Origin of the sequence: Bacillus atrophaeus, from assembly GCF_001584335.1 — a bacterium.
Lineage (GTDB): Bacteria > Bacillota > Bacilli > Bacillales > Bacillaceae > Bacillus > Bacillus atrophaeus.
Window position 1 is genome coordinate 187,703 of the sequence record NZ_LSBB01000002.1, and the last position, 18,877, is coordinate 206,579.

Here is an 18,877-nt window from a genome sequence, read left to right on the forward strand (position 1 = left end):
ATTTATTACTCCACAGTAACACTCTTCGCAAGGTTACGCGGCTTATCAACATCACATCCGCGATGCAGCGCAGCATAGTAAGCGATCAGCTGCAATGGCACAACAGAAACCAACGGAGCAAGCGCTGGGTTTACTTCCGGTAATACGAATCTGTCATCCGCATCGTCTAAGCCTTTCAGCGAGATGATGCACGTGTTGGCGCCGCGGGCGGCAACTTCTTTTACGTTCCCTCGGATGCTTAGGTTGACGTGTTCTTGTGTCGCCAATGCGAAGACAGGTGTTCCTTCTTCGATCAAGGCAATCGTTCCGTGCTTCAGTTCACCGCCGGCAAAGCCTTCTGCCTGAATGTAAGAAATCTCTTTCAGCTTCAGCGCGCCTTCGACACATACGAAGTAGTCAAGGCCGCGGCCGATGAAGAATGCGTTTCTTGAAACAGTCAGGTATTCACGGGCGATCATTTCCATTTCATCCTTCTGATCGCAAAGGGCTTCCATTGCATTCGCTGCAATTCCCAGCTCTTGAACGAGGTCAAAACCAATGTCAACGCCGTTTCTTTCAGCAGCCACTGATGCAAGGATTGCCAGAACGGCAATTTGTGCAGTGTATGCTTTTGTTGATGCAACGGCAATTTCAGGGCCGGCATGAAGAAGCAATGTGTAATCCGCTTCACGGGAAAGAGTTGATCCCGGTACGTTTGTAATCGTCAGGGCTTTGTGGCCCATTGCTTTTACCTGTACGAGAACTGCTCGGCTGTCCGCTGTTTCTCCGCTTTGAGAAAGGAAGATGAAAAGCGGTTTTTTCGATAGAAGAGGCATATTGTATGAGAATTCGCTCGCAACATGAACTTCCACAGGCACGTTTGCCCACATTTCGATGTATTGTTTTCCGACAAGTCCCGCGTGGTAGCTCGTTCCGCAAGCAACAATGTAAATGCGGTCCGCTTCAGCTACAGCGTCAGCGATATCGCCTGCCACTGAAAGCTTGCCGTTTTCGTCTTGGTACGTTTGGATGATTTTGCGCATGACAAGCGGCTGTTCATCCGTTTCTTTCAACATGTAGTGAGGGTATGTGCCTTTTTCGATATCACTGGCATCAAGCTCTGCGATATAAGACGCACGTGTCATGATCTCACCGTCAAGGTTTTTAATCACAACTTGGTCATCAGTGACGATCACCATTTCTTTATCCATCAGCTCCACATACTCATTCGTTACTTGAAGCATCGCCATCGCATCAGATGCAACAACGTTAAATGTATCTCCAAGTCCGACCAATAGCGGGCTTTTGTTTTTTGCGACAAAAATCGTTTCTTTGTTCTCGTTGTCGAATAAAGCAATTGCATAAGAGCCTTTTAACAGTGTAAGTGTTTTGCGGAACGCTTCTTCTGTCTCAAGTCCTTCGTTTACAAATTGCTCGATTACTTGAACGACAACCTCCGTATCTGTATCGCTTTTTAATTCTGTGTTCTGTAAATACTCGCGCTTCAGCTGAACGTAGTTTTCGATCACGCCGTTATGAACAAGTGTAAAGCGGCCTAATGCGCTTTGATGCGGGTGGGCATTCAGATAACTTGGTTCGCCGTGAGTTGCCCAGCGTGTATGTCCGATACCTGCTTGAGAAGCGACGTTTTGATCTACGACTTCACGAAGATCGGCGATGCGCCCTTTTTCTTTGTACACATGTACGCCCTGTTCATTCGCAACTGCAATACCGGCGGAATCATAGCCGCGATACTCAAGCTTCTCCAACCCTTTTAACAAGATTTCCTTCGCATCAAGCTGACCGATATAACCTACAATACCACACATTTTTTCTTCCTCCTAAGTTATACAAGGAGACGAAGAAAGCCAATTTCATGGGGACTTTCAGTCGTCCCCTCATACATGTTATTTTGGAAGACCATGTGATTTCTCTTTGTTCAAGGAGTCGCCTCCTTGGTTTGAAGAAATCCTTACGGCTGTGATCTTGATAAATCAGCCGGGAGGCATCCGCCGAAATTTCGATAACCTCCATCCTCGTCAACTAAGCCGTTTTTCGGGCGCTTAGTCCGGGCGCTATAATTATAAGTACCTTACTATCCTGCCTTTCCTGTTGAATGAAAAACAAAGACAAGACAAGCTTGATTTTACAACATGTGCCAAGAATGGTCAATTGATTTATGAACCGTCTTTGCAACATGTCTCACAATCATTCTATGCCAATCGCGCTTGTCTCGTTCTCTTCTCTGTTTATACGTTTCGTTACTCGATTCCCATTTCTGACCGGACGACATTAACAATTCTTGTGACATATTCGTCACAAAGTTCTTTTGTCCGAGCTTCAGCCATGACACGAACGAGCGGCTCCGTACCCGACGGGCGCACTAAAATACGGCCGTCACCGTTCATTTCTTTCTCGACTTCAGAAATGACTGCCTTTACTTTTTCGTTTTCTTCCACTTTATACTTATCAGATACTTTTACATTCACTAAAAGCTGCGGGAATTTCTGCATTTCAGCCGCAAGCTCTGACAGCGGTTTGCCGGATGCTTTGAGCGTGTTCATCAGCATGATCGCTGACAGCAGTCCATCGCCGGTTGTATTGTAGTCAAGGAAAATTAAGTGTCCTGACTGCTCGCCTCCGACGTTGTAGCCTTCTTTTCTCATTGCCTCTACGACATAACGATCGCCGACTGCCGTCTGGATACTTTTGATTTCTTCTTTCTCAAGGGCTTTGTAGAAGCCGAGGTTGCTCATTACTGTCGAAACAACTGTTTCTTCCTTCAGGCGCCCTTCAGATTTCAAGTATTTCGCGCATATGTACATGATTTGATCGCCGTCCACGACATTTCCTTTTTCATCAACGGCAATCAGGCGGTCGCCGTCACCGTCAAAAGCCAGGCCGATATCGGCGTTTTTCTCTTTTACGAAAGCACTTAACGCCTCAGGGTGCGTTGAGCCGACTCCGTCGTTAATATTTAAGCCGTTCGGAGAGGTTCCCATTGTCGACACGTCCGCATCCAAATCTGCAAACAGATGTGTCGCGAGCGATGACGTGGCACCGTGTGCACAGTCAAGCGCTACATGAATGCCTGTGAAATCATCGTCCGCTGACTGCTTCAAGAATTGCAGATATTTCTGCCCGCCTTCAAAATAGTCATTAACAAGGCCAAGATCAGCTCCGACCGGTCTTGGCAGCTTATCCTCAGGCTCATCCATCAGACGCTCGATTTCCTCTTCCTGTTCATCTGAAAGCTTAAATCCGTCTCCTCCGAAAAACTTAATGCCGTTGTCCTGTACTGGATTATGAGAGGCGGAGATCATAACGCCCGCCTCGGCATCCATGGCTTTGGTTAAATAAGAAACTCCCGGTGTTGAAATGACACCCAAACGCATCACTTCAGCTCCGATTGATAAAAGTCCGGCGACAAGGGCTCCTTCCAGCATATGTCCGGAAATGCGTGTATCGCGGCCAATCAGCACTTTTGGACGTTGTTTATCTTTTGTCAGCACATACCCGCCAAAACGACCGACTTTAAAGGCCAGCTCAGGTGTAAGTTCACTGTTGGCAACACCTCTTACACCATCTGTTCCAAAATACTTGCCCATTTATAATCGCTCCTTTTTCATTCTCATGAAGATTGTGAATCTGTATCTGATTCATCTTCGTTTTGATCATTGTTTTGATCTTGGTTTTTGTCTTGTTTTTGATCTTTGCTCTTGTCACTGTCCTGATTCTTTTTTTGGTCACTCTCTTTTTCATCTGTCTGGTCACTTTCATTCTGATTGCCGGACGTACTGCTGTCTTTCTTCTCAGTTGAAGAAGTGCTGTTTTTAGATGTAAGCCTTATTTTGGCGTTTTTTTTCGCCAAGGACCACGTTACATTCTGCGGACCGTTTACTTCAAGCTTGACGCTGTGTTCCCCGTCGTCCAGATCTGAGACATTGACATACAGCTCGACGTCTGATTTCTTCAGACTGTCTATAATACTGGGAGAACCTTTTGCAGTGACGTTCATCATTTTGGATTTCGGATCAAGAAATTCAATATTTTGCGTGCTGCTCAGCCCCACCGTTTTAATGGAAACTCCGTCAAAATCCTTATCGGCCTCGCTGTCCACTTTAATATTTAATGTGATTTTTTCAGGCGATATTTTTTTCACTCCGTCTGGAAGCGGAATATCTGCCTCCATCTCTGTGTCCTTACTAATTTTACTTAAATCAACGTTAACTCCGTCGATAAATTCAAGCGAATCCAATACATCCTGAGGGCCGTAGACGGTTACCTCGCTCGGACTTGACTCTATATTAGAAATGCTGACACCATCAGGAAGGCTGCCCGTACGCTCGACTTTAAAGGGTACCTTTTTGCTCGGGCTTGTCACCGGGACCGTGATTTTGATCACTGACGGCTCAACATCGACAGGGAGCGCATTCCCGTCTTTGTCATAGACGGTTACTTTGGCTTCCTTTTCAATCGTCTCATCTGCATTCTCAAGGTTAATTGACGCTTTGACAAGAGAAATATTATCAATTACGTCTTTAGAACCGGTAATCTGAACATTTTTCGGACTGACAATCGGCTGCTGCGGGGAGTAGCCTTCTTTCATTTTATTTTTATTATAATATTCGACTTCAACGGGGAAGCTTTCCGACGTTTTTTCCTGAATCGTCACCGTTGTCACAGATGGATTGATTGAAACCGTCAGCCCTTCGGCAACATTTTTGGCTTTCAGTTCTACTTTATGTGTGCCGGTCTTCAGCTTCTCCATATCGGCGTAAATTTCGAAATTCTTTGTCTGTCTCGCTTTTTTGACAGCGCTTGTTGTGCCTTTTATCGTTACATTCACCGTCTGCGGAACACCTGTGACGACGTAATTTTCTTCATCATAATACGATTTGACGGGTATATCCGTCAGTGTTGCTTCATCAGTTGTCGATGTCGGGAAAAATGATTCCCCTGGTTTTTTTGGAGTCGGCGCTTGTTCGCTGTTCACCGCAACATATAGCAAGAGTGCAAAAAGCAGCGCGATGATCTTCACAGCCCAGCGGTTGTTTAGGAATTTATCCATTTTTCTTCGCCCTCCAATACCAGCGATTCGAAGAAGTGTCTCTGGAATTTTTCTTAAACTCGGCTTCAAGCATTTCTTTCAACTCTTCTTCTGTCAATTCTCTGTGAAGGTCTCCGTTCCTCGCTACACTGATGCCGCCGGTCTCTTCGGACACAATAATCGTTAAACTGTCCGTGACTTCACTGATGCCGACAGCGGCTCTGTGCCGCGTACCCAGTTCCTTAGAAATGAACGGGCTTTCGGAAAGAGGCAAATAACAGGCGGCTGCCGCGATTTCATTATTCTTCATAATGACGGCCCCGTCATGAAGCGGGGTATTCGGAATAAAGATATTGATTAAAAGCTCAGAACTCACTTGAGCCTTTAACGGAATACCCGTTTCAATATAATCCCCCATACCTGTATCCCGTTCAATTGTTAAAAGGGCGCCAATCCGGCGTTTTGCCATATAATTAACCGCTTTTGTAATCGCTTCGATTTTCTTATGCTGTGCTTCCTCCACAGGAGTGCCGCTTCTTGAAAAAAAACGGCCCCGGCCAAGCTGTTCAAGCGCTCTTCTCAGCTCCGGCTGGAATATAATGATGATTGCTAAAAATCCCCATGTTATCGCTTGGTCTGTCAGCCACAATAGTGTGCTGAATCCCAAATATGAACTGGCGGTCCGGACTAACACGATGACAACGATCCCTTTCAAGAGCTGGACCGCTTTCGTGCCCCGTATCACCATAATTAATTTATATATCACATACCAAACAAGGAGAATATCAACGGCATTGCCGAGGTACTGCAAAAAAGGGATATCCTCAAAAGCCATTTCCTCGTCCTCCAAGAATTCAGTCATTTCGTTTCTTATGTCAATTTTCGTTCAACAATGGCATATGTACTTTACATAGCGAGCCCATTATACCACATTTTGTTTTCTCAAGTGAAATCGCACAGCCGCCCAAAACTTGTTATTGCTTTATAAAAAAAGAGTAAAGCAGAAATGCTTTACTCTTCTCCGTTCGGGTTTACGGCGTGTACTACACTTTGTCCCGCTGACTTCATTTTATACCAAACCCAGTCGAATAATTCATCAATCTCCTCGATCTCACCGGTAACTTGTCCTGCAGACGCCATGTATTTCTCACCGTTTACCACTGTCACATTGCCATCTATTTTCCCTTTAATAATAAGCTTGCCGTTTTTTACAGTGACATCGCCTTTCACCGTCTCGCCCTCAGGCACGATGACAGTGCTGTTATGCACCAGGAGATTCGGCTGCTTTGACACGCTGAAATTGTGGTCACTGTGCCAGCTGTTGAAAAACCCTCCGCCCATCAGGATAATGAATACCGCCGCGGCCGCGATAATAGGATGGGATCTGAACCATCTTTTAACTGATGCTCTTTTCTTCTCCTTGGGCAGTTTCGCCATCACATTAGCGGTAAAGTCGGCAGGGGCCTCAACATGCGATGTGCTCCGGACAAGCGCTATGGATTTCTCCATCTCGTAAAAGTGCTTTCTGCACCCTTCGCATAGTCGCAAATGGTCTTTTAATTCTTTTTCATCTTTCGGAAGGATATCTCCATCAAGATGTTTATGCATAAGCTGAACAATTTGTTCCGGACAGCTCATTTCATCACCCCACTTAAAGATCCCTTAATTGTTTTCTGAGAGCCTCTCTGCCTCTGTGAATTCTTGTTTTCACCGTTCCCACAGGAATGTTCAGAATCTCGCCGATTTCAATTAATGAGAGTTCATCAATATATTTTAATACGATGACAGTCCTGTACTTGTCTGGAAGCTTTAATATTTTCTGCTGAATGGTGCTCGACAGCTCAAGCGACAGTACTGCGTCTTCCGGGAGAACACCGTCTGCGGCGATCTGCGAATACATAGTCAGGCCTTCTGTACCCGCCACCTCTGCATCCAGGTAATAATCCGGCTTTTTTTTACGGATACGGTCGATGGTCAAATTGGTTGCGATTCTGTAAAGCCATGTCGAAAATTTCCGGTTAATATCAAAACTGTCGATATTGACGTACGCTCTGATGAAAGCCTCCTGTGCAATATCCTCCGCCTCATGCACATTGCCAAGCATACGGTAGCAAAGCTGATAAATTTTGTCCTTATAAATATCTACGATGTCTGCGAATGCGTTTTGGTCGCCTTTTTTTACTTGCTTAATTCTTTTTTTGATCATTGTTTCCATGTTTTATCTAACCTCTGCCTTCACCGGTCTGTATGTATACGAACTTCGTTTCAAAAGGTTTCATTTTTTATTATAAAAATAGTTTATCAAATTTTTGGCAGGGTGTAGATGGAAAATCGACAATATACTACCTTAATATATGCTTAAAAATAGTATATATGGTTAATAATCAAAAAACGAAAAGATTCAGCAAAGAAAAAGACACCTTTTTAACAAAAGGTGTCTGTGACTGGGCTAGCTGGATTCGAACCAACGCATGACGGAGTCAAAGTCCGTTGCCTTACCGCTTGGCTATAGCCCAAAAATGGTGGAGGGGGGCAGATTCGAACTGCCGAACCCTGAGGGAGCGGATTTACAGTCCGCCGCGTTTAGCCACTTCGCTACCCCTCCATATTCATTTGGAAAACAGTGCCGGCCAGAGGACTTGAACCCCCAACCTACTGATTACAAGTCAGTTGCTCTACCAATTGAGCTAGGCCGGCAAATGGTGGAGGATGACGGGCTCGAACCGCCGACCCTCTGCTTGTAAGGCAGATGCTCTCCCAGCTGAGCTAATCCTCCATTTGGTGACCCGTACGGGATTCGAACCCGTGTTACCGCCGTGAAAGGGCGGTGTCTTAACCGCTTGACCAACGGGCCGTTTTTGTTTCCGTTAAGCTGACAAAAGTTATTATATACAGGTTGTACACCTTTTGTAAAGAGAAAATTTATTTTTTTTATTTTCAAACTTTTTTACCCCTTTTTTAACTGAAAAAGTCCTTCAATCCGCGGACATTTATTTTATGATAGAGCTATAACACGCTATGAGAGGAGACCATTCATATGATATTAGTCAGCTCATGCCTGGCGGGTATTGAATGCCGATATAACGGCTCCCATGCAGCTTCACAAAAAATCCGGCGGCTTATCGAAGAAAATAAGGCGATGATGGCTTGCCCCGAGCTTCTCGGCGGCTTCACGACTCCGCGCGAACCGGCCGAGATCATTGGAGGCACGGGCGAAGACGTACTTTCAGGCAAAGCAAAAATCATCACCGCATCAGGCGAGGATGTAACCGATTTATATGTGGAGGGCGCTGCCAAAACATTGGCCTATGCTGAAGAGATACAGGCTTCTGCTGTCATTTTGAAAGAGAACAGTCCGTCCTGCGGAAGCAGCTTTATTTATAATGGAGATTTCTCAGGCCAAAAAATCGCCGGTAATGGTGTGACCTCCGCTCTTTTAAAGCAGGCAGGCTACCGTGTCATTTCTGAACATCAGCTAGACGACATCATGTAAAAGGGGGCAATCCTATGAACAACGATGTATCTTTATCCTTATACAAGCCGGAACACTTATCAGAGCTTGCTGATTTTGAACTTAAGGAGACCGATAAACGCTTCACGGCACTGCCTAAGGATGTGCTTACACAAGCAATAACGATCCAAGACCGTTATCCGGTCGTTATTTTAAAAGAAGATCTTCCAGTCGGTTTTTTCATTTTACATATATCTAAAGAAACCATCGCTCCCTATTCCAATAATCCGTACGCCATATTACTCAGCGCCTTGTCGATTAATTCTGTTCATCACGGAAAAGGCTATGCAAAACAGGCTATGCTCCAGCTTCCCGCGTTTGTAAGCGCATATTTCCCTTGGTGTGATGAAATTTTGCTTGCGGTCAATCAACTAAACACCCGTGCGAAACACCTTTATATGAAAACAGGTTTTTTGGATAAAGGGCGCAGAAAAATCGGACCGATCGGCGAACAATTAATTCTTCATTATTACCTCTAAAATGCGATGACTGAAATAAAATTTTATAATTACCTAGTCGTTATTGAAATATCATTCCAAAATAACATATACTGAATAGTAAGAATTATTCATAAGGAGGCATGTAAATGTCAGAACAACCGAACATCCATCATCTAACAACCGAATCGCGAAACAAACAAACCTCCAGTATTCATACAGCCAAAACACTGGAGATTTTACAAATGATCAACAATGAAGACTTTAAGGTCGCAGAGGCCGTTCAACAAGTTCTTCCTGATGTAGAAACCGCAGTCGATTTTGCATTTGATTCATTTCAAAATAAGGGCCGGCTCATTTATGCGGGAGCAGGCACGAGCGGCAGACTCGGCGTGTTAGATGCAGTGGAATGCCCTCCCACCTACAGCGTAAGCCCTGAGAAAGTGATCGGATTAATGGCGGGCGGCGCGGACGCATTTTTGCGGGCTTCAGAAGGCATTGAAGATCATGAAGAGGCCGGAGTCGAAGATTTGAAGAAGATAGGGCTCACCGCAAACGACACACTCATCGCAATTGCGGCAAGCGGCAGGACACCATATGCCGCCGGCGCGCTGAAATACGCCCGAAAAATCGGGGCAAAGACAGTATCTCTCACCTGTAATAAAGATTCAGTTATCAGTAAAGAAGCGGACCACAGCATTGAAGTTCTCGTCGGCCCTGAAGTCATTACAGGCTCTACACGCATGAAAGCGGCAACCGCTCATAAAATGATTCTAAACATGATTTCAACTGCCGTGATGATTCGGGTCGGCAAGGTGTATGAAAACCTGATGGTAGATGTCAAAATCAGCAACAAAAAACTAAAAGAACGCGCTATCGGGATTATTCAAAGCGTCACAGGAGTTTCATATGAAATAGCTAAAGAAACACTCGAAAATGCCAATCTTCACGTCAAAACAGCCATTGTCATGCTGAAAACCAATACCGACCAACACCGCGCGACGGCTTTACTTAACAAAGCGGACGGTTTTATCGACAAAGCAATTGAACACTACCATTCAACATAAGGAGAGAGTCATATGGCTACCGGCGGATTGTCTATCATTCAATCAATGAAGCATAAACTCCCTCAATCAGAACGAAAACTTGCAGACTACATATTAAAGCATCCCCATGAAGCCGTAAACAGCACTGTCAATGAAATCAGCACCTCAGCCGACACGAGTGACGCGGCAGTCATCAGACTATGTAAATCACTCGGTTTGAAAGGGTTTCAAGATCTCAAAATGAGAATAGCGGGAGATCTTATGAAGCCCTCTCTTCAAGGCTACAGAGACATCGCTCCCCACGAGCCGCTATACTCGATTGCTGAAAAGACGGCAGGCAATGCCATTCAAGCCATCCAAGATACCTCTGATATGCTCGATTATCAAGAGCTTGAACGCGCGGTTTCTATGCTTTGCCAAGCCTCTACCGTTCATTTTATCGGCGTCGGCGCCTCAGGTATTGTCGCCAAAGACGCTCAGCAAAAATGGCTACGCATTCATAAACAGGCGACAGCTTTTACAGATACACATCTGGTGGCGTCTTTAATCGCGAATGCCGACGAGCGCGACATTGTCTTTGCCATTTCTTTTTCAGGAGAAACACAGGAAATGATTGACCTTCTTTCTATGGCGCGGGAAAAGGGGATTACCACAATGAGCCTTACGCAATTCAGCCAGACCTCTGTATCCTCTTTAGCTGATGTTTCCTTATATACCGCTCATTCAAATGAAGCACCATTTCGCAGTGCCGCCACATCTTCCCGCCTCGCTCAGCTTTTTATGATTGATATGCTATTTTTAGGCATGGCAGCGGAGCGATATGAAGAAACAGTCGGTTATATAGATAAAACAAGAGAAGCCATCCGATCCATGAAAAAGACATAAGCTTTTCAAAATTGGGAGGGGTTTTGCATGAGCAAAGAAGAATATTACAGCACTTTGGCGGAAAAAATCCTAGAGTATTGCGGCGGTAAAGCCAATATCTCATCCTATACCCATTGCATGACACGCTTGCGGATCACGCCTTATGATTCTGACCAAACTGATATTAAGGCTTTAAAACAGCTTGACGGCGTTCTTGGCGTTGTCGAAGCCGAAACCTTGCAAATCATCCTTGGCACAGGAGTCGTCAACCATGTCACTGCCGCATTCTCTAAGCTTCTGTCATCAGGCGAAGATTTCAATTTAAAAGAAGCGGCCGCGAATAAAAAAGCGGCCATTAATAAAAAGAATGCGACTCCGTTTAAACTGTTTTTGCGGAAAATCGCCAGCATCTTTATCCCTCTTATTCCCGCACTCGTCGCATCAGGACTAATCACCGGAATTACCAAAGCCGTCGTTCAGGCGGGGTGGCTCCCTAAAGAATCTCAAATAGCGCTTATTTTAACGGTTATCGGTTCCGGGCTGTTCACATATCTCGGCATTCTTGTCGGCATCAATGCAGCCAAAGAATTTGGCGGGACACCCGCGCTTGGCGCTCTGGCAGGCATTTTGATTATCAATCCAGAGATTGCGAACATCAGTTTATTCGGTGAACACCTGCTTCCAGGCAGGGGAGGTCTGATCGGCGTTTTATTCGCAGCTATATTCATTGCCTATACAGAACAATTCGTTCGCCGTTTTATTCCTCAATCACTTGATATTATCCTTACTCCTACTATCTCGCTGCTTCTAACCGGCATTTTGACATATGTGATCTTTATGCCGGCCGGAGGATTCATTTCCGATCTGATCACTTCGGGTCTGTTAGCCATTTTACAAGTTGGCGGTGTGTTTGCCGGGTTTATACTGGGCGCAGCCTTCCTCCCGCTTGTCGTAACGGGCCTTCATCAAGGATTAACGCCAGTGCATCTTGAATTAATTCAGTCTATCAAGGATGACCCGCTCCTTCCTATACTAGCCATGGGAGGCGCAGGACAGGTCGGCGCAGCCTTTGCCATTTTCATCAAAACAAAAAAGACCGCGTTAAAGAGAGCGATCGCAGGCGGGATTCCGTCAGGTCTGCTCGGTATCGGCGAACCGCTTATTTTCGGTGTGACACTTCCGCTCGGCCGCCCATTTTTGACAGCTTGTTTAGGAGCAGGCGTCGGCGGCGCATTTCAAGCCCAATTTCAAATTGCCACGACATCAATTGGAGTATCAGGACTGCCGCTTACTTTTCTCGTCCATACACACCAAATCGTTCTGTACTTAATAGGACTGTTGATTGCATACGCGGCTGGCTTTTTGTTAACGTACGCATTCGGTTTTAAAGATGAAATGGCGGATGAATTCGATTAAGGCCGGGCTGTTTTGGGATAGTAAACGGCATGGCGACACTTTTATAGCAGGAGCGATCTTATGAAAATCATGACTCTGGCGATACTCAGCTCATTATTGACAGTCTCAGTTTTGATGCCGCATGGGGCATTGGCACAAACATCCCTCCGACAAACAGCCGATCCAGTCTATACAAAACCATTAAATACAGAAAAATCACACTTTTCGTCCAAGAAATTAAGGAAGGTTGATCGAATGATTGAACATGACATTGCAGCAGGCTTTCCGGGAGCCGTTCTTATCGTCGTCAAGGACGGACGCATCATCAAAAAGAAAGCATATGGCTACAGCAAAAAATACGATGGGGACACACTTTTGCGTCATCCAATGAAAATGAAAACCGATACGATGTTTGATTTAGCTTCTAACACCAAAATGTACGCAGCCAACTTTGCTCTTCAGCGATTAGTCAGCCAAGGGAAACTGGACATTTATCAAAAGGTTTCTGCCTACTTGCCTGAATTCAAAGATCACCAAGAAGATAAAATCAAAGGAAAAAGCCTTGTTCGTGTGATTGATGTCCTTCAGCACCGATCAGGGCTGCCATCCAGCTTTTATTTCTATCGACCGGATTCTGCCGGGGACTATTATTCACAGGACCGTAAAAAAACGATTCAGTACCTTACTCAAATCCCCTTAGAATACGAAACCGGGACAAAACACGTATATAGTGATATCGGGTATATGTTGCTGGGGTGTATCATCGAAAACATTACCGGCAAGCCAATTGATGTCTATACAGAGCAAGAGCTTTACAAGCCGCTCGGACTGACACATACGGTCTATAATCCGCTTCAAAAAGGCTTTAAGCCAAAGAACTTCGCTGCAACCGAGAGGCTGGGCAATACAAGAGACGGCGCTATACACTTCCCCAATATCCGATCCGAAACCCTGCAAGGGGAAGTCCACGATGAAAAAGCATTTTACTCGATGGGCGGCGTTTCAGGCCATGCCGGATTATTTTCACGGGTGGATGATATGGCAGTTCTTCTGCAAGTCATGTTAAACGGCGGAAGCTACAAAAAAGTATCATTATTTAACCGGCAAACCGCAGATCTATTTACGTCTCCATCCGAAACAGATCCGACATTCGGACTTGGCTGGAGAAGAAACGGCAGTAAAGATATGGAGTGGATGTTCGGTCCTTACGCGAGCGAGAAAGCTTACGGCCATACAGGCTGGACCGGCACGGTTACAATCATTGACCCTGAATACAACTTAGGCATCGCGCTTTTAACAAATAAAAAACATTCACCTGTAGTGAATCCCGATATAAATCCGAATGTGTTTGAAGGAGATCGATTTCCGACCGGCAGTTACGGAAGCGTGATTACCGCGATTTATGAAGCAATGGAATGAAATTACAAGTCTTTTGTCTAGACTACAGCGATAGGAGGACGTCTTATGAAGTCGATCATTTCCATTACTCTATCAACCGTTTTATGTCTATCAGCGTGTCTTGTGGCAAGTCCGGCCTCAGCTGCAAAACCTTCCGGGACCACAACAGCTAAACAGCTGACGGCACAAATGACATTAGATGAAAAGCTGGGCCAGATGCTGATGCCTGATTTCAGAAACTGGCAAAAAGAAGGGGCGGCATCTCCTTCTGCACTCACTGAAATGAATGATGAAGTCGCCGGTCTTGTTGAGAAATATCAATTTGGCGGAGTCATTCTCTTTGCAGAAAACGTAAAAACAACCGAACAAACCGTTCGCCTGACAGATGCATTTCAAAAAGCGAGTCCCAATATTCCGCTGTTACTCAGTATTGATCAAGAGGGCGGGATCGTGACAAGACTCGGAGAGGGAACTAATTTCCCAGGCAATATGGCTCTCGGTGCAGCGAGAAGCAGCAACTATGCGTATCTTACGGGGACTGTGATCGGCAAGGAACTCTCAGCCTTGGGCATTAACACTGATTTCGGACCTGTTCTGGACATTAACAACAACCCCAATAACCCAGTCATCGGCGTAAGATCTTTCAGTTCAAATCGAGAGGTAACCGCAAAGCTTGGGATGTACTCAATGAAAGGCTTACAAAAACAAAATGTTGCTTCAGCGGTTAAACATTTCCCGGGACATGGAGACACAGATGTTGATAGCCATTATGGATTGCCGCTCGTCTCTCATAACAAAGAGCGTCTTCGTGAGGTTGAACTCTATCCTTTTCAAAAAGCAATAAATGCTGGTGCGGATATGGTGATGACAGCACATGTTCAATTTCCTGCCTTTGACGACACGACCTATAAAAGCAAGCTGGACGGAAGTGATATCCTTGTCCCCGCAACACTTTCACGTAAAGTCATGACAGGGCTTCTCCGTGAAGAAATGGGATTTAACGGCGTCATCGTCACTGATGCACTCAATATGAAAGCCATTGCGGATCATTTCGGCCAGGAAGAAGCCGTCGTCATGGCAGTTAAGGCGGGCGTCGATATTGCATTAATGCCTGCCGCAGTCACTTCTCTCAAAACAGAAAACCGTTTCGAAAGCGTTCTTCAAGCCTTAAAAAAAGCAGTTACTCAAGGAGACATTCCTTTACAGCAAATTAACCAATCGGTTGAAAGAATCATTTCCCTGAAAATAAAACGCGGTATTTACCCCGCTCAGAACAAAGGCAATATAGATAAAAAAGTTGCAAAAGCCCTCAAAACCGTAGGAAGGAAACAACACCGGAAAGCTGAGAAACAAATAGCTGAAAAAGCAGTGACGATTCTTAAAAACGAGCAGCACACATTGCCATTTAAACCTAAAAAAGGAAGCTCAATTTTAATCGCTGCACCTTACAAAGAACAGACAGAAGCCATCGCGCAAACCATTACCGATCTTGTCCAACGAAAAAAAATCAAACCCGTTTCCCTCAGTAAACTGAACTTTGAGGGCCGAGTATTCGATGCTGAAACTGAGAAACAAATCAAAGAGGCGGATTATGTGATTACCGGCTCTTATGTCGTAAAAAATGATCCTGTCATCAACGATGGCGTCATCGACGACACTGTGACCGATTCAAGCAAATGGGCGACAGTTTTTCCGAGAGCCGTCATGAAGTCAGCACAGCAAAATCATAAGAAATTTGTGCTGATGAGCCTGCGTAATCCATATGATGCGGCCAATTTTGAAGAAGCTCAGGCCCTTATTGCCGTCTACGGCTTCAAAGGATATGCCGACGGCCGTTATCTTCAGCCGAATATCCCAGCAGGCATTGAAGCGATCTTCGGGCAGACTAAACCAAAAGGCACACTCCCAGTTGACATACCATCTGTCACCAGACCGGGAGACATATTGTATCCGTATGGCCATGGGGTAAACCTCAAAACCGGAAAACCGCTGTAACAAGGAGGGCTGAATATGAAAAAAACAGGATTAGCGCTTCTCGCAGGAATGCTTATGATCGGCACCATGACGGCCGCCTCAGCTTCCCAAGACCAAGAAAACCAAGCAGTCAAAAAACCCAAGGTCCAAACGGGCATCGACATCCTTTTATCCGATTATAAAAAACAACTGAAAGGCAAAAAAATCGGGCTGATTACCAATCCGACAGGCGTAAACTCCTCACTCAAAAGCAGTGTCGATGTCCTCAGCCAAGATCCGGACATTCAGCTCACAACATTATATGGACCTGAGCATGGTGTCCGCGGTGATGCTCAGGCCGGAGACGAGGTTGCTTCTTATATTGATGAAAAAACAGGGCTGCCTGTCTACAGCCTATACGGCAAAACAAAAAAACCGACACCTGAGATGCTGAAAAATGTCGATGTCCTCGTATTTGATATCCAAGATGTCGGAACACGCTATTACACGTATATTTACACGATGGCTTATGCGATGGAAGCCGCCAAGGAAAACGGCATTCCCTTTATTGTGTTAGACCGTCCGAACCCGCAAGGAGGACAGCAAGTTGAAGGGCCGGTCCTTGAACCCGGCTACTCTTCCTTCGTCGGTCTTTATCCTATCCCTTTAAAACACGGGATGACGATTGGAGAGTTAGCCTTACTGTTTAACAAAGAGTTTAAGATCAACGCCGACCTCACCGTCATCAAAATGAAACGATGGAAGCGGAAGATGAATTTTGAAGATACAGGACTTCCTTTCGTCCTCCCTTCGCCTAATATACCGACGATTGACAGCACGTTCGTTTACCCTGCAACAGGTTTAATAGAAGGAACAAATATATCCGAAGGCAGAGGCACAACAAAACCGTTCGAATTCATCGGCGCTCCCTACATGAAAAGCACACAACTGGAGGAAAAGTTAAACAGCCTTGGCCTGCCGGGCGTCACGTTCAGAGCAGCATCCTATATCCCAACCTTCTCCAAGCATCAAGGCAAACTATGCCACGGGGTTCAAATGTATGTGACGGACAGAAAAAAATTCGAAGCAGTCAAAACAGGACTCTCGCTCATTAAAACCATACACGACCTCTACCCTGATGACTTTGAATTTCTGGCGACAGGCTCTTTTGACAAATTAATCGGCAACGGCTGGGTCAGAACAAAAATTGAAGAAGGCGCTGACATACAAGAAATTACAGATGCCTATCAGAAGCCCCTCAAGGAATTTAAGAAACTCAGAAAAAAATATCTCATCTACTAGCATAGCAATATAATGTTTCGTAAAAAGCAGATATGTTACACGTGTAACTTTCATGTATGCTATAGCTTTCCAGCCCCTGCCTCACGAGCAGGGGCTTTTTCCTATGATTTAGAAAGAGTTTCTCTGTAATATGAGAAAAGGAGAGTGGTGAAAATGGATTTTTATATCATCGTTGCGGCGGCGGAAGGGACCATCTGTTCGCTAAAGGAACTTGGCTGTAATGTTTTCACCGCTTTTTATAGGAAAACATTCATTTATTTGATACAATTTTATTGATAATGGTTATCATTTAAATGAATGTTTTCAGAAAAGGTGGTCTTTCCATTGCATTCTTCACTTATTTATCAGCCGATACAAATAAAACTTATAAAAAAAACAAGTGAACTTCATACAGAACAACAGCTCGCCGACTCCTTCGTTCTGATTTTTCATTTAAAAGGTGACGGCGCCATTTCCATCGGGACCAGCAGCCTTCCGCTGCAAAAAGAAACACTTTATATCTGTCCTCCCTTTGAAACATTCGGCATTTCCCCCCGTTCCGCAAAAGAAATCAGTATCTGTCTGGTCAGACTGCACACCTATTCTTATGACGCCGATCAAAGGACCTTGATTCCCAACACGGATTGGGATGTTTTTTCTGATCTTCAGATGATGAATGTACAGCCTGTCGAAAATCTTGCAAGCCGGCTGCAACAGCTTGCTGATGTATGGCCCGCTTCTTCACCGCTTCAGCAGATGAAGTGCAGCATAGATGTTCAAAGCCTGGTTTATGACATCTTTTCAGCGAAAACCTACTGCCAAACTGATACAAAATCAGCAATCGTTAAAACAAAAGAATTTATCAAGAATCACGCCGATACAAAAATCACCTTAGACCAGCTCGCTCAAATGGCAGGTATCAGCGCGAAGCATTACAGCGAAACCTTTAAGAAATGGTACGGGCAAAGTGTGACTGAATTCATTACAGAAACCCGAATGACAAAAGCAAAACGGCTGATGGCCAAAGCAAACTACAAACTTAGAGAAATTGCTAACCAAATCGGCTATCAAGATGAATTTTATTTCAGCCGAACATTTAAAAAACATACGGGATGTTCGCCTACAAGCTATATGAAAAAAAGGCGAAAACAAATAGCTGCATACGGAAAGGGGACAATGGGACAGCTTATCCCGCTCCATCTCATTCCGTTTGCGGCACCGCTTCACCCAAAATGGACAGCCCATTATTATAAACATTTTTCATCCGATATCCCGGTTCACCTTAGCGCATACCGTTTTAATGAGCAATGGGAAGAAAATCTCCATACGTTATCGCGCGCGAAACCTGAAGTGATTGTCAGCATGGATTCCATTTCCCAAGAGGAACAAATACGCTTGAAACGAATCGCTAACGTTTTCTATCTTCCTTCACAGGAAAATTGGAGAACCCACCTGATGCTCACCGCTTCATATTTGGAGGAAGAATCTGAAGTCCGCAATTGGCTTGAGACGTATGAGCAGCAGGCCGCAGCGGTCAGAAAATCTTTTCGCCATATGCAGGAGAAACGTTTTCTCTTTGTGCGCCTGCATAAACAACATTTTTACCTGTCGCATAACCGAAGCATTCAAGATGTGTTCTTTGGAGATCTGGATTTTGCATCAGCAAAACCCGAACACACACCTCCGGAACAAAAGATTTCCTTGGAAATGCTGACAAATTACCAACCTGATTGTCTTATGCTTTTGATTTTCAAAGAACCGGAAACATTAGCCTATTATCAGCAAATTCAGGAAACCGAAACATGGCAAAACCTAACAGCGGTGCGCAACAAACAGGTTTATCACATTACACCGGACCCTTGGTGTGAATATTCAGCTTGCGGCCATGAACGGATCATTCAGCAAACCATTTCGTTACTTTCCGGTAATAGTCCATCATAATGCCGGAAATTGTCCATGGTGT

At 44.9% G+C, this 18,877-nt stretch carries 15 protein-coding genes and 5 tRNA genes; 9 read left to right on the plus strand and 11 right to left on the minus strand.

The features are described from left to right. Positions 1 to 5: 5 nt before the first annotated feature. The 11 genes from glmS to AXI57_RS05875 form a co-directional block, all read right to left on the minus strand. Complete coding sequence (glmS, locus tag AXI57_RS05825; RefSeq protein WP_061669525.1) at positions 6 to 1,808, minus strand: glutamine--fructose-6-phosphate transaminase (isomerizing); 1,803 nt, start codon at positions 1,806 to 1,808, stop codon at positions 6 to 8. A 432-nt stretch (positions 1,809 to 2,240) separates the two neighbouring features. Then, the gene (gene glmM, locus AXI57_RS05830) at positions 2,241 to 3,587 is read right to left on the minus strand and encodes a phosphoglucosamine mutase (protein ID WP_003327882.1); all 1,347 of its coding nucleotides are present in this window, start codon (positions 3,585 to 3,587) and stop codon (positions 2,241 to 2,243) included. A gap of 23 nt (positions 3,588 to 3,610) precedes the next feature. Further along, complete coding sequence (locus AXI57_RS05835) at positions 3,611 to 5,050, minus strand: CdaR family protein (RefSeq protein WP_010787464.1); 1,440 nt, start codon at positions 5,048 to 5,050, stop codon at positions 3,611 to 3,613. After that, positions 5,043 to 5,864 carry a diadenylate cyclase CdaA gene (gene cdaA / locus AXI57_RS05840; RefSeq protein WP_003327879.1) on the minus strand — a complete coding sequence of 274 codons (822 nt, stop codon included), beginning with the start codon at positions 5,862 to 5,864 and terminating at the stop codon, positions 5,043 to 5,045. Before cdaA ends, AXI57_RS05835 begins: the two co-directional genes overlap by 8 nt. 176 nt (positions 5,865 to 6,040) lie before the next feature. After that, positions 6,041 to 6,667 carry an anti-sigma-W factor RsiW gene (gene rsiW, locus AXI57_RS05845; protein ID WP_003327878.1) on the minus strand — a complete coding sequence of 209 codons (627 nt, stop codon included), beginning with the start codon at positions 6,665 to 6,667 and terminating at the stop codon, positions 6,041 to 6,043. A gap of 13 nt (positions 6,668 to 6,680) precedes the next feature. Next, the gene (gene sigW, locus AXI57_RS05850; RefSeq protein ID WP_003327877.1) at positions 6,681 to 7,244 is read right to left on the minus strand and encodes an RNA polymerase sigma factor SigW; all 564 of its coding nucleotides are present in this window, start codon (positions 7,242 to 7,244) and stop codon (positions 6,681 to 6,683) included. 229 nt (positions 7,245 to 7,473) lie between these two features. After that, a tRNA-Gln gene (locus AXI57_RS05855) sits at positions 7,474 to 7,545 on the minus strand. A gap of 4 nt (positions 7,546 to 7,549) precedes the next feature. Continuing rightward, positions 7,550 to 7,634, minus strand: a tRNA-Tyr gene (locus AXI57_RS05860). A 19-nt stretch (positions 7,635 to 7,653) separates the two neighbouring features. Further along, positions 7,654 to 7,726 (minus strand) — tRNA-Thr (locus AXI57_RS05865). 3 nt (positions 7,727 to 7,729) lie between these two features. Continuing rightward, positions 7,730 to 7,805: transfer RNA gene (locus tag AXI57_RS05870), tRNA-Val, on the minus strand. 3 nt (positions 7,806 to 7,808) lie between these two features. Further along, positions 7,809 to 7,883, minus strand: a tRNA-Glu gene (locus tag AXI57_RS05875). 183 nt (positions 7,884 to 8,066) lie between these two features. Between AXI57_RS05875 and AXI57_RS05880 the strand changes: the two genes are divergently transcribed. From AXI57_RS05880 to btr, 9 genes are all read left to right on the plus strand, one after another. Next, the gene (locus AXI57_RS05880; RefSeq protein ID WP_061669526.1) at positions 8,067 to 8,522 is read left to right on the plus strand and encodes a 2-thiouracil desulfurase family protein; all 456 of its coding nucleotides are present in this window, start codon (positions 8,067 to 8,069) and stop codon (positions 8,520 to 8,522) included. A 14-nt stretch (positions 8,523 to 8,536) separates the two neighbouring features. Then, the gene (locus tag AXI57_RS05885) at positions 8,537 to 9,019 is read left to right on the plus strand and encodes a GNAT family N-acetyltransferase (RefSeq protein WP_061669527.1); all 483 of its coding nucleotides are present in this window, start codon (positions 8,537 to 8,539) and stop codon (positions 9,017 to 9,019) included. A 107-nt stretch (positions 9,020 to 9,126) separates the two neighbouring features. Further along, positions 9,127 to 10,044, plus strand: a complete 918-nt coding sequence (gene murQ, locus AXI57_RS05890) for an N-acetylmuramic acid 6-phosphate etherase (RefSeq protein ID WP_061669528.1) — start codon at positions 9,127 to 9,129, stop codon at positions 10,042 to 10,044. A gap of 12 nt (positions 10,045 to 10,056) precedes the next feature. Beyond that, on the plus strand, positions 10,057 to 10,908 hold the full coding sequence (locus AXI57_RS05895; protein WP_061669529.1) for a MurR/RpiR family transcriptional regulator: 852 nt from the start codon (positions 10,057 to 10,059) through the stop codon (positions 10,906 to 10,908). Positions 10,909 to 10,935: 27 nt separating this feature from the next. After that, positions 10,936 to 12,303, plus strand: a complete 1,368-nt coding sequence (locus AXI57_RS05900) for a PTS transporter subunit EIIC (RefSeq protein WP_010787458.1) — start codon at positions 10,936 to 10,938, stop codon at positions 12,301 to 12,303. 60 nt (positions 12,304 to 12,363) lie between these two features. Continuing rightward, the gene (gene pbp4b / locus AXI57_RS05905; RefSeq protein WP_061669530.1) at positions 12,364 to 13,701 is read left to right on the plus strand and encodes a penicillin binding protein PBP4B; all 1,338 of its coding nucleotides are present in this window, start codon (positions 12,364 to 12,366) and stop codon (positions 13,699 to 13,701) included. A 45-nt stretch (positions 13,702 to 13,746) separates the two neighbouring features. Next, positions 13,747 to 15,675 carry a glycoside hydrolase family 3 protein gene (locus tag AXI57_RS05910; RefSeq protein WP_061669531.1) on the plus strand — a complete coding sequence of 643 codons (1,929 nt, stop codon included), beginning with the start codon at positions 13,747 to 13,749 and terminating at the stop codon, positions 15,673 to 15,675. A gap of 15 nt (positions 15,676 to 15,690) precedes the next feature. Beyond that, on the plus strand, positions 15,691 to 16,935 hold the full coding sequence (locus AXI57_RS05915; RefSeq protein WP_061669532.1) for an exo-beta-N-acetylmuramidase NamZ family protein: 1,245 nt from the start codon (positions 15,691 to 15,693) through the stop codon (positions 16,933 to 16,935). Between the two features lie 324 nt (positions 16,936 to 17,259). Next, on the plus strand, positions 17,260 to 18,855 hold the full coding sequence (btr, locus tag AXI57_RS05920; protein WP_061669533.1) for a bacillibactin transport transcriptional regulator Btr: 1,596 nt from the start codon (positions 17,260 to 17,262) through the stop codon (positions 18,853 to 18,855). The last annotated feature ends 22 nt before the right edge of the window (positions 18,856 to 18,877 follow it).

What these genes read in the sequence shown, in the direction of transcription:
- glmS (WP_061669525.1), bottom strand. Translation starts at nt 1,808, where the DNA reads ATGTGTGGTATTGTAGGTTATATCGGTCAGCTTGATGCGAAGGAAATC.
- glmM (WP_003327882.1), bottom strand. Translation starts at nt 3,587, where the DNA reads ATGGGCAAGTATTTTGGAACAGATGGTGTAAGAGGTGTTGCCAACAGT.
- AXI57_RS05835 (WP_010787464.1), bottom strand. Translation starts at nt 5,050, where the DNA reads ATGGATAAATTCCTAAACAACCGCTGGGCTGTGAAGATCATCGCGCTG.
- cdaA (WP_003327879.1), bottom strand. Translation starts at nt 5,864, where the DNA reads ATGGCTTTTGAGGATATCCCTTTTTTGCAGTACCTCGGCAATGCCGTT.
- rsiW (WP_003327878.1), bottom strand. Translation starts at nt 6,667, where the DNA reads ATGAGCTGTCCGGAACAAATTGTTCAGCTTATGCATAAACATCTTGAT.
- sigW (WP_003327877.1), bottom strand. Translation starts at nt 7,244, where the DNA reads ATGGAAACAATGATCAAAAAAAGAATTAAGCAAGTAAAAAAAGGCGAC.
- AXI57_RS05880 (WP_061669526.1), top strand. Translation starts at nt 8,067, where the DNA reads ATGATATTAGTCAGCTCATGCCTGGCGGGTATTGAATGCCGATATAAC.
- AXI57_RS05885 (WP_061669527.1), top strand. Translation starts at nt 8,537, where the DNA reads ATGAACAACGATGTATCTTTATCCTTATACAAGCCGGAACACTTATCA.
- murQ (WP_061669528.1), top strand. Translation starts at nt 9,127, where the DNA reads ATGTCAGAACAACCGAACATCCATCATCTAACAACCGAATCGCGAAAC.
- AXI57_RS05895 (WP_061669529.1), top strand. Translation starts at nt 10,057, where the DNA reads ATGGCTACCGGCGGATTGTCTATCATTCAATCAATGAAGCATAAACTC.
- AXI57_RS05900 (WP_010787458.1), top strand. Translation starts at nt 10,936, where the DNA reads ATGAGCAAAGAAGAATATTACAGCACTTTGGCGGAAAAAATCCTAGAG.
- pbp4b (WP_061669530.1), top strand. Translation starts at nt 12,364, where the DNA reads ATGAAAATCATGACTCTGGCGATACTCAGCTCATTATTGACAGTCTCA.
- AXI57_RS05910 (WP_061669531.1), top strand. Translation starts at nt 13,747, where the DNA reads ATGAAGTCGATCATTTCCATTACTCTATCAACCGTTTTATGTCTATCA.
- AXI57_RS05915 (WP_061669532.1), top strand. Translation starts at nt 15,691, where the DNA reads ATGAAAAAAACAGGATTAGCGCTTCTCGCAGGAATGCTTATGATCGGC.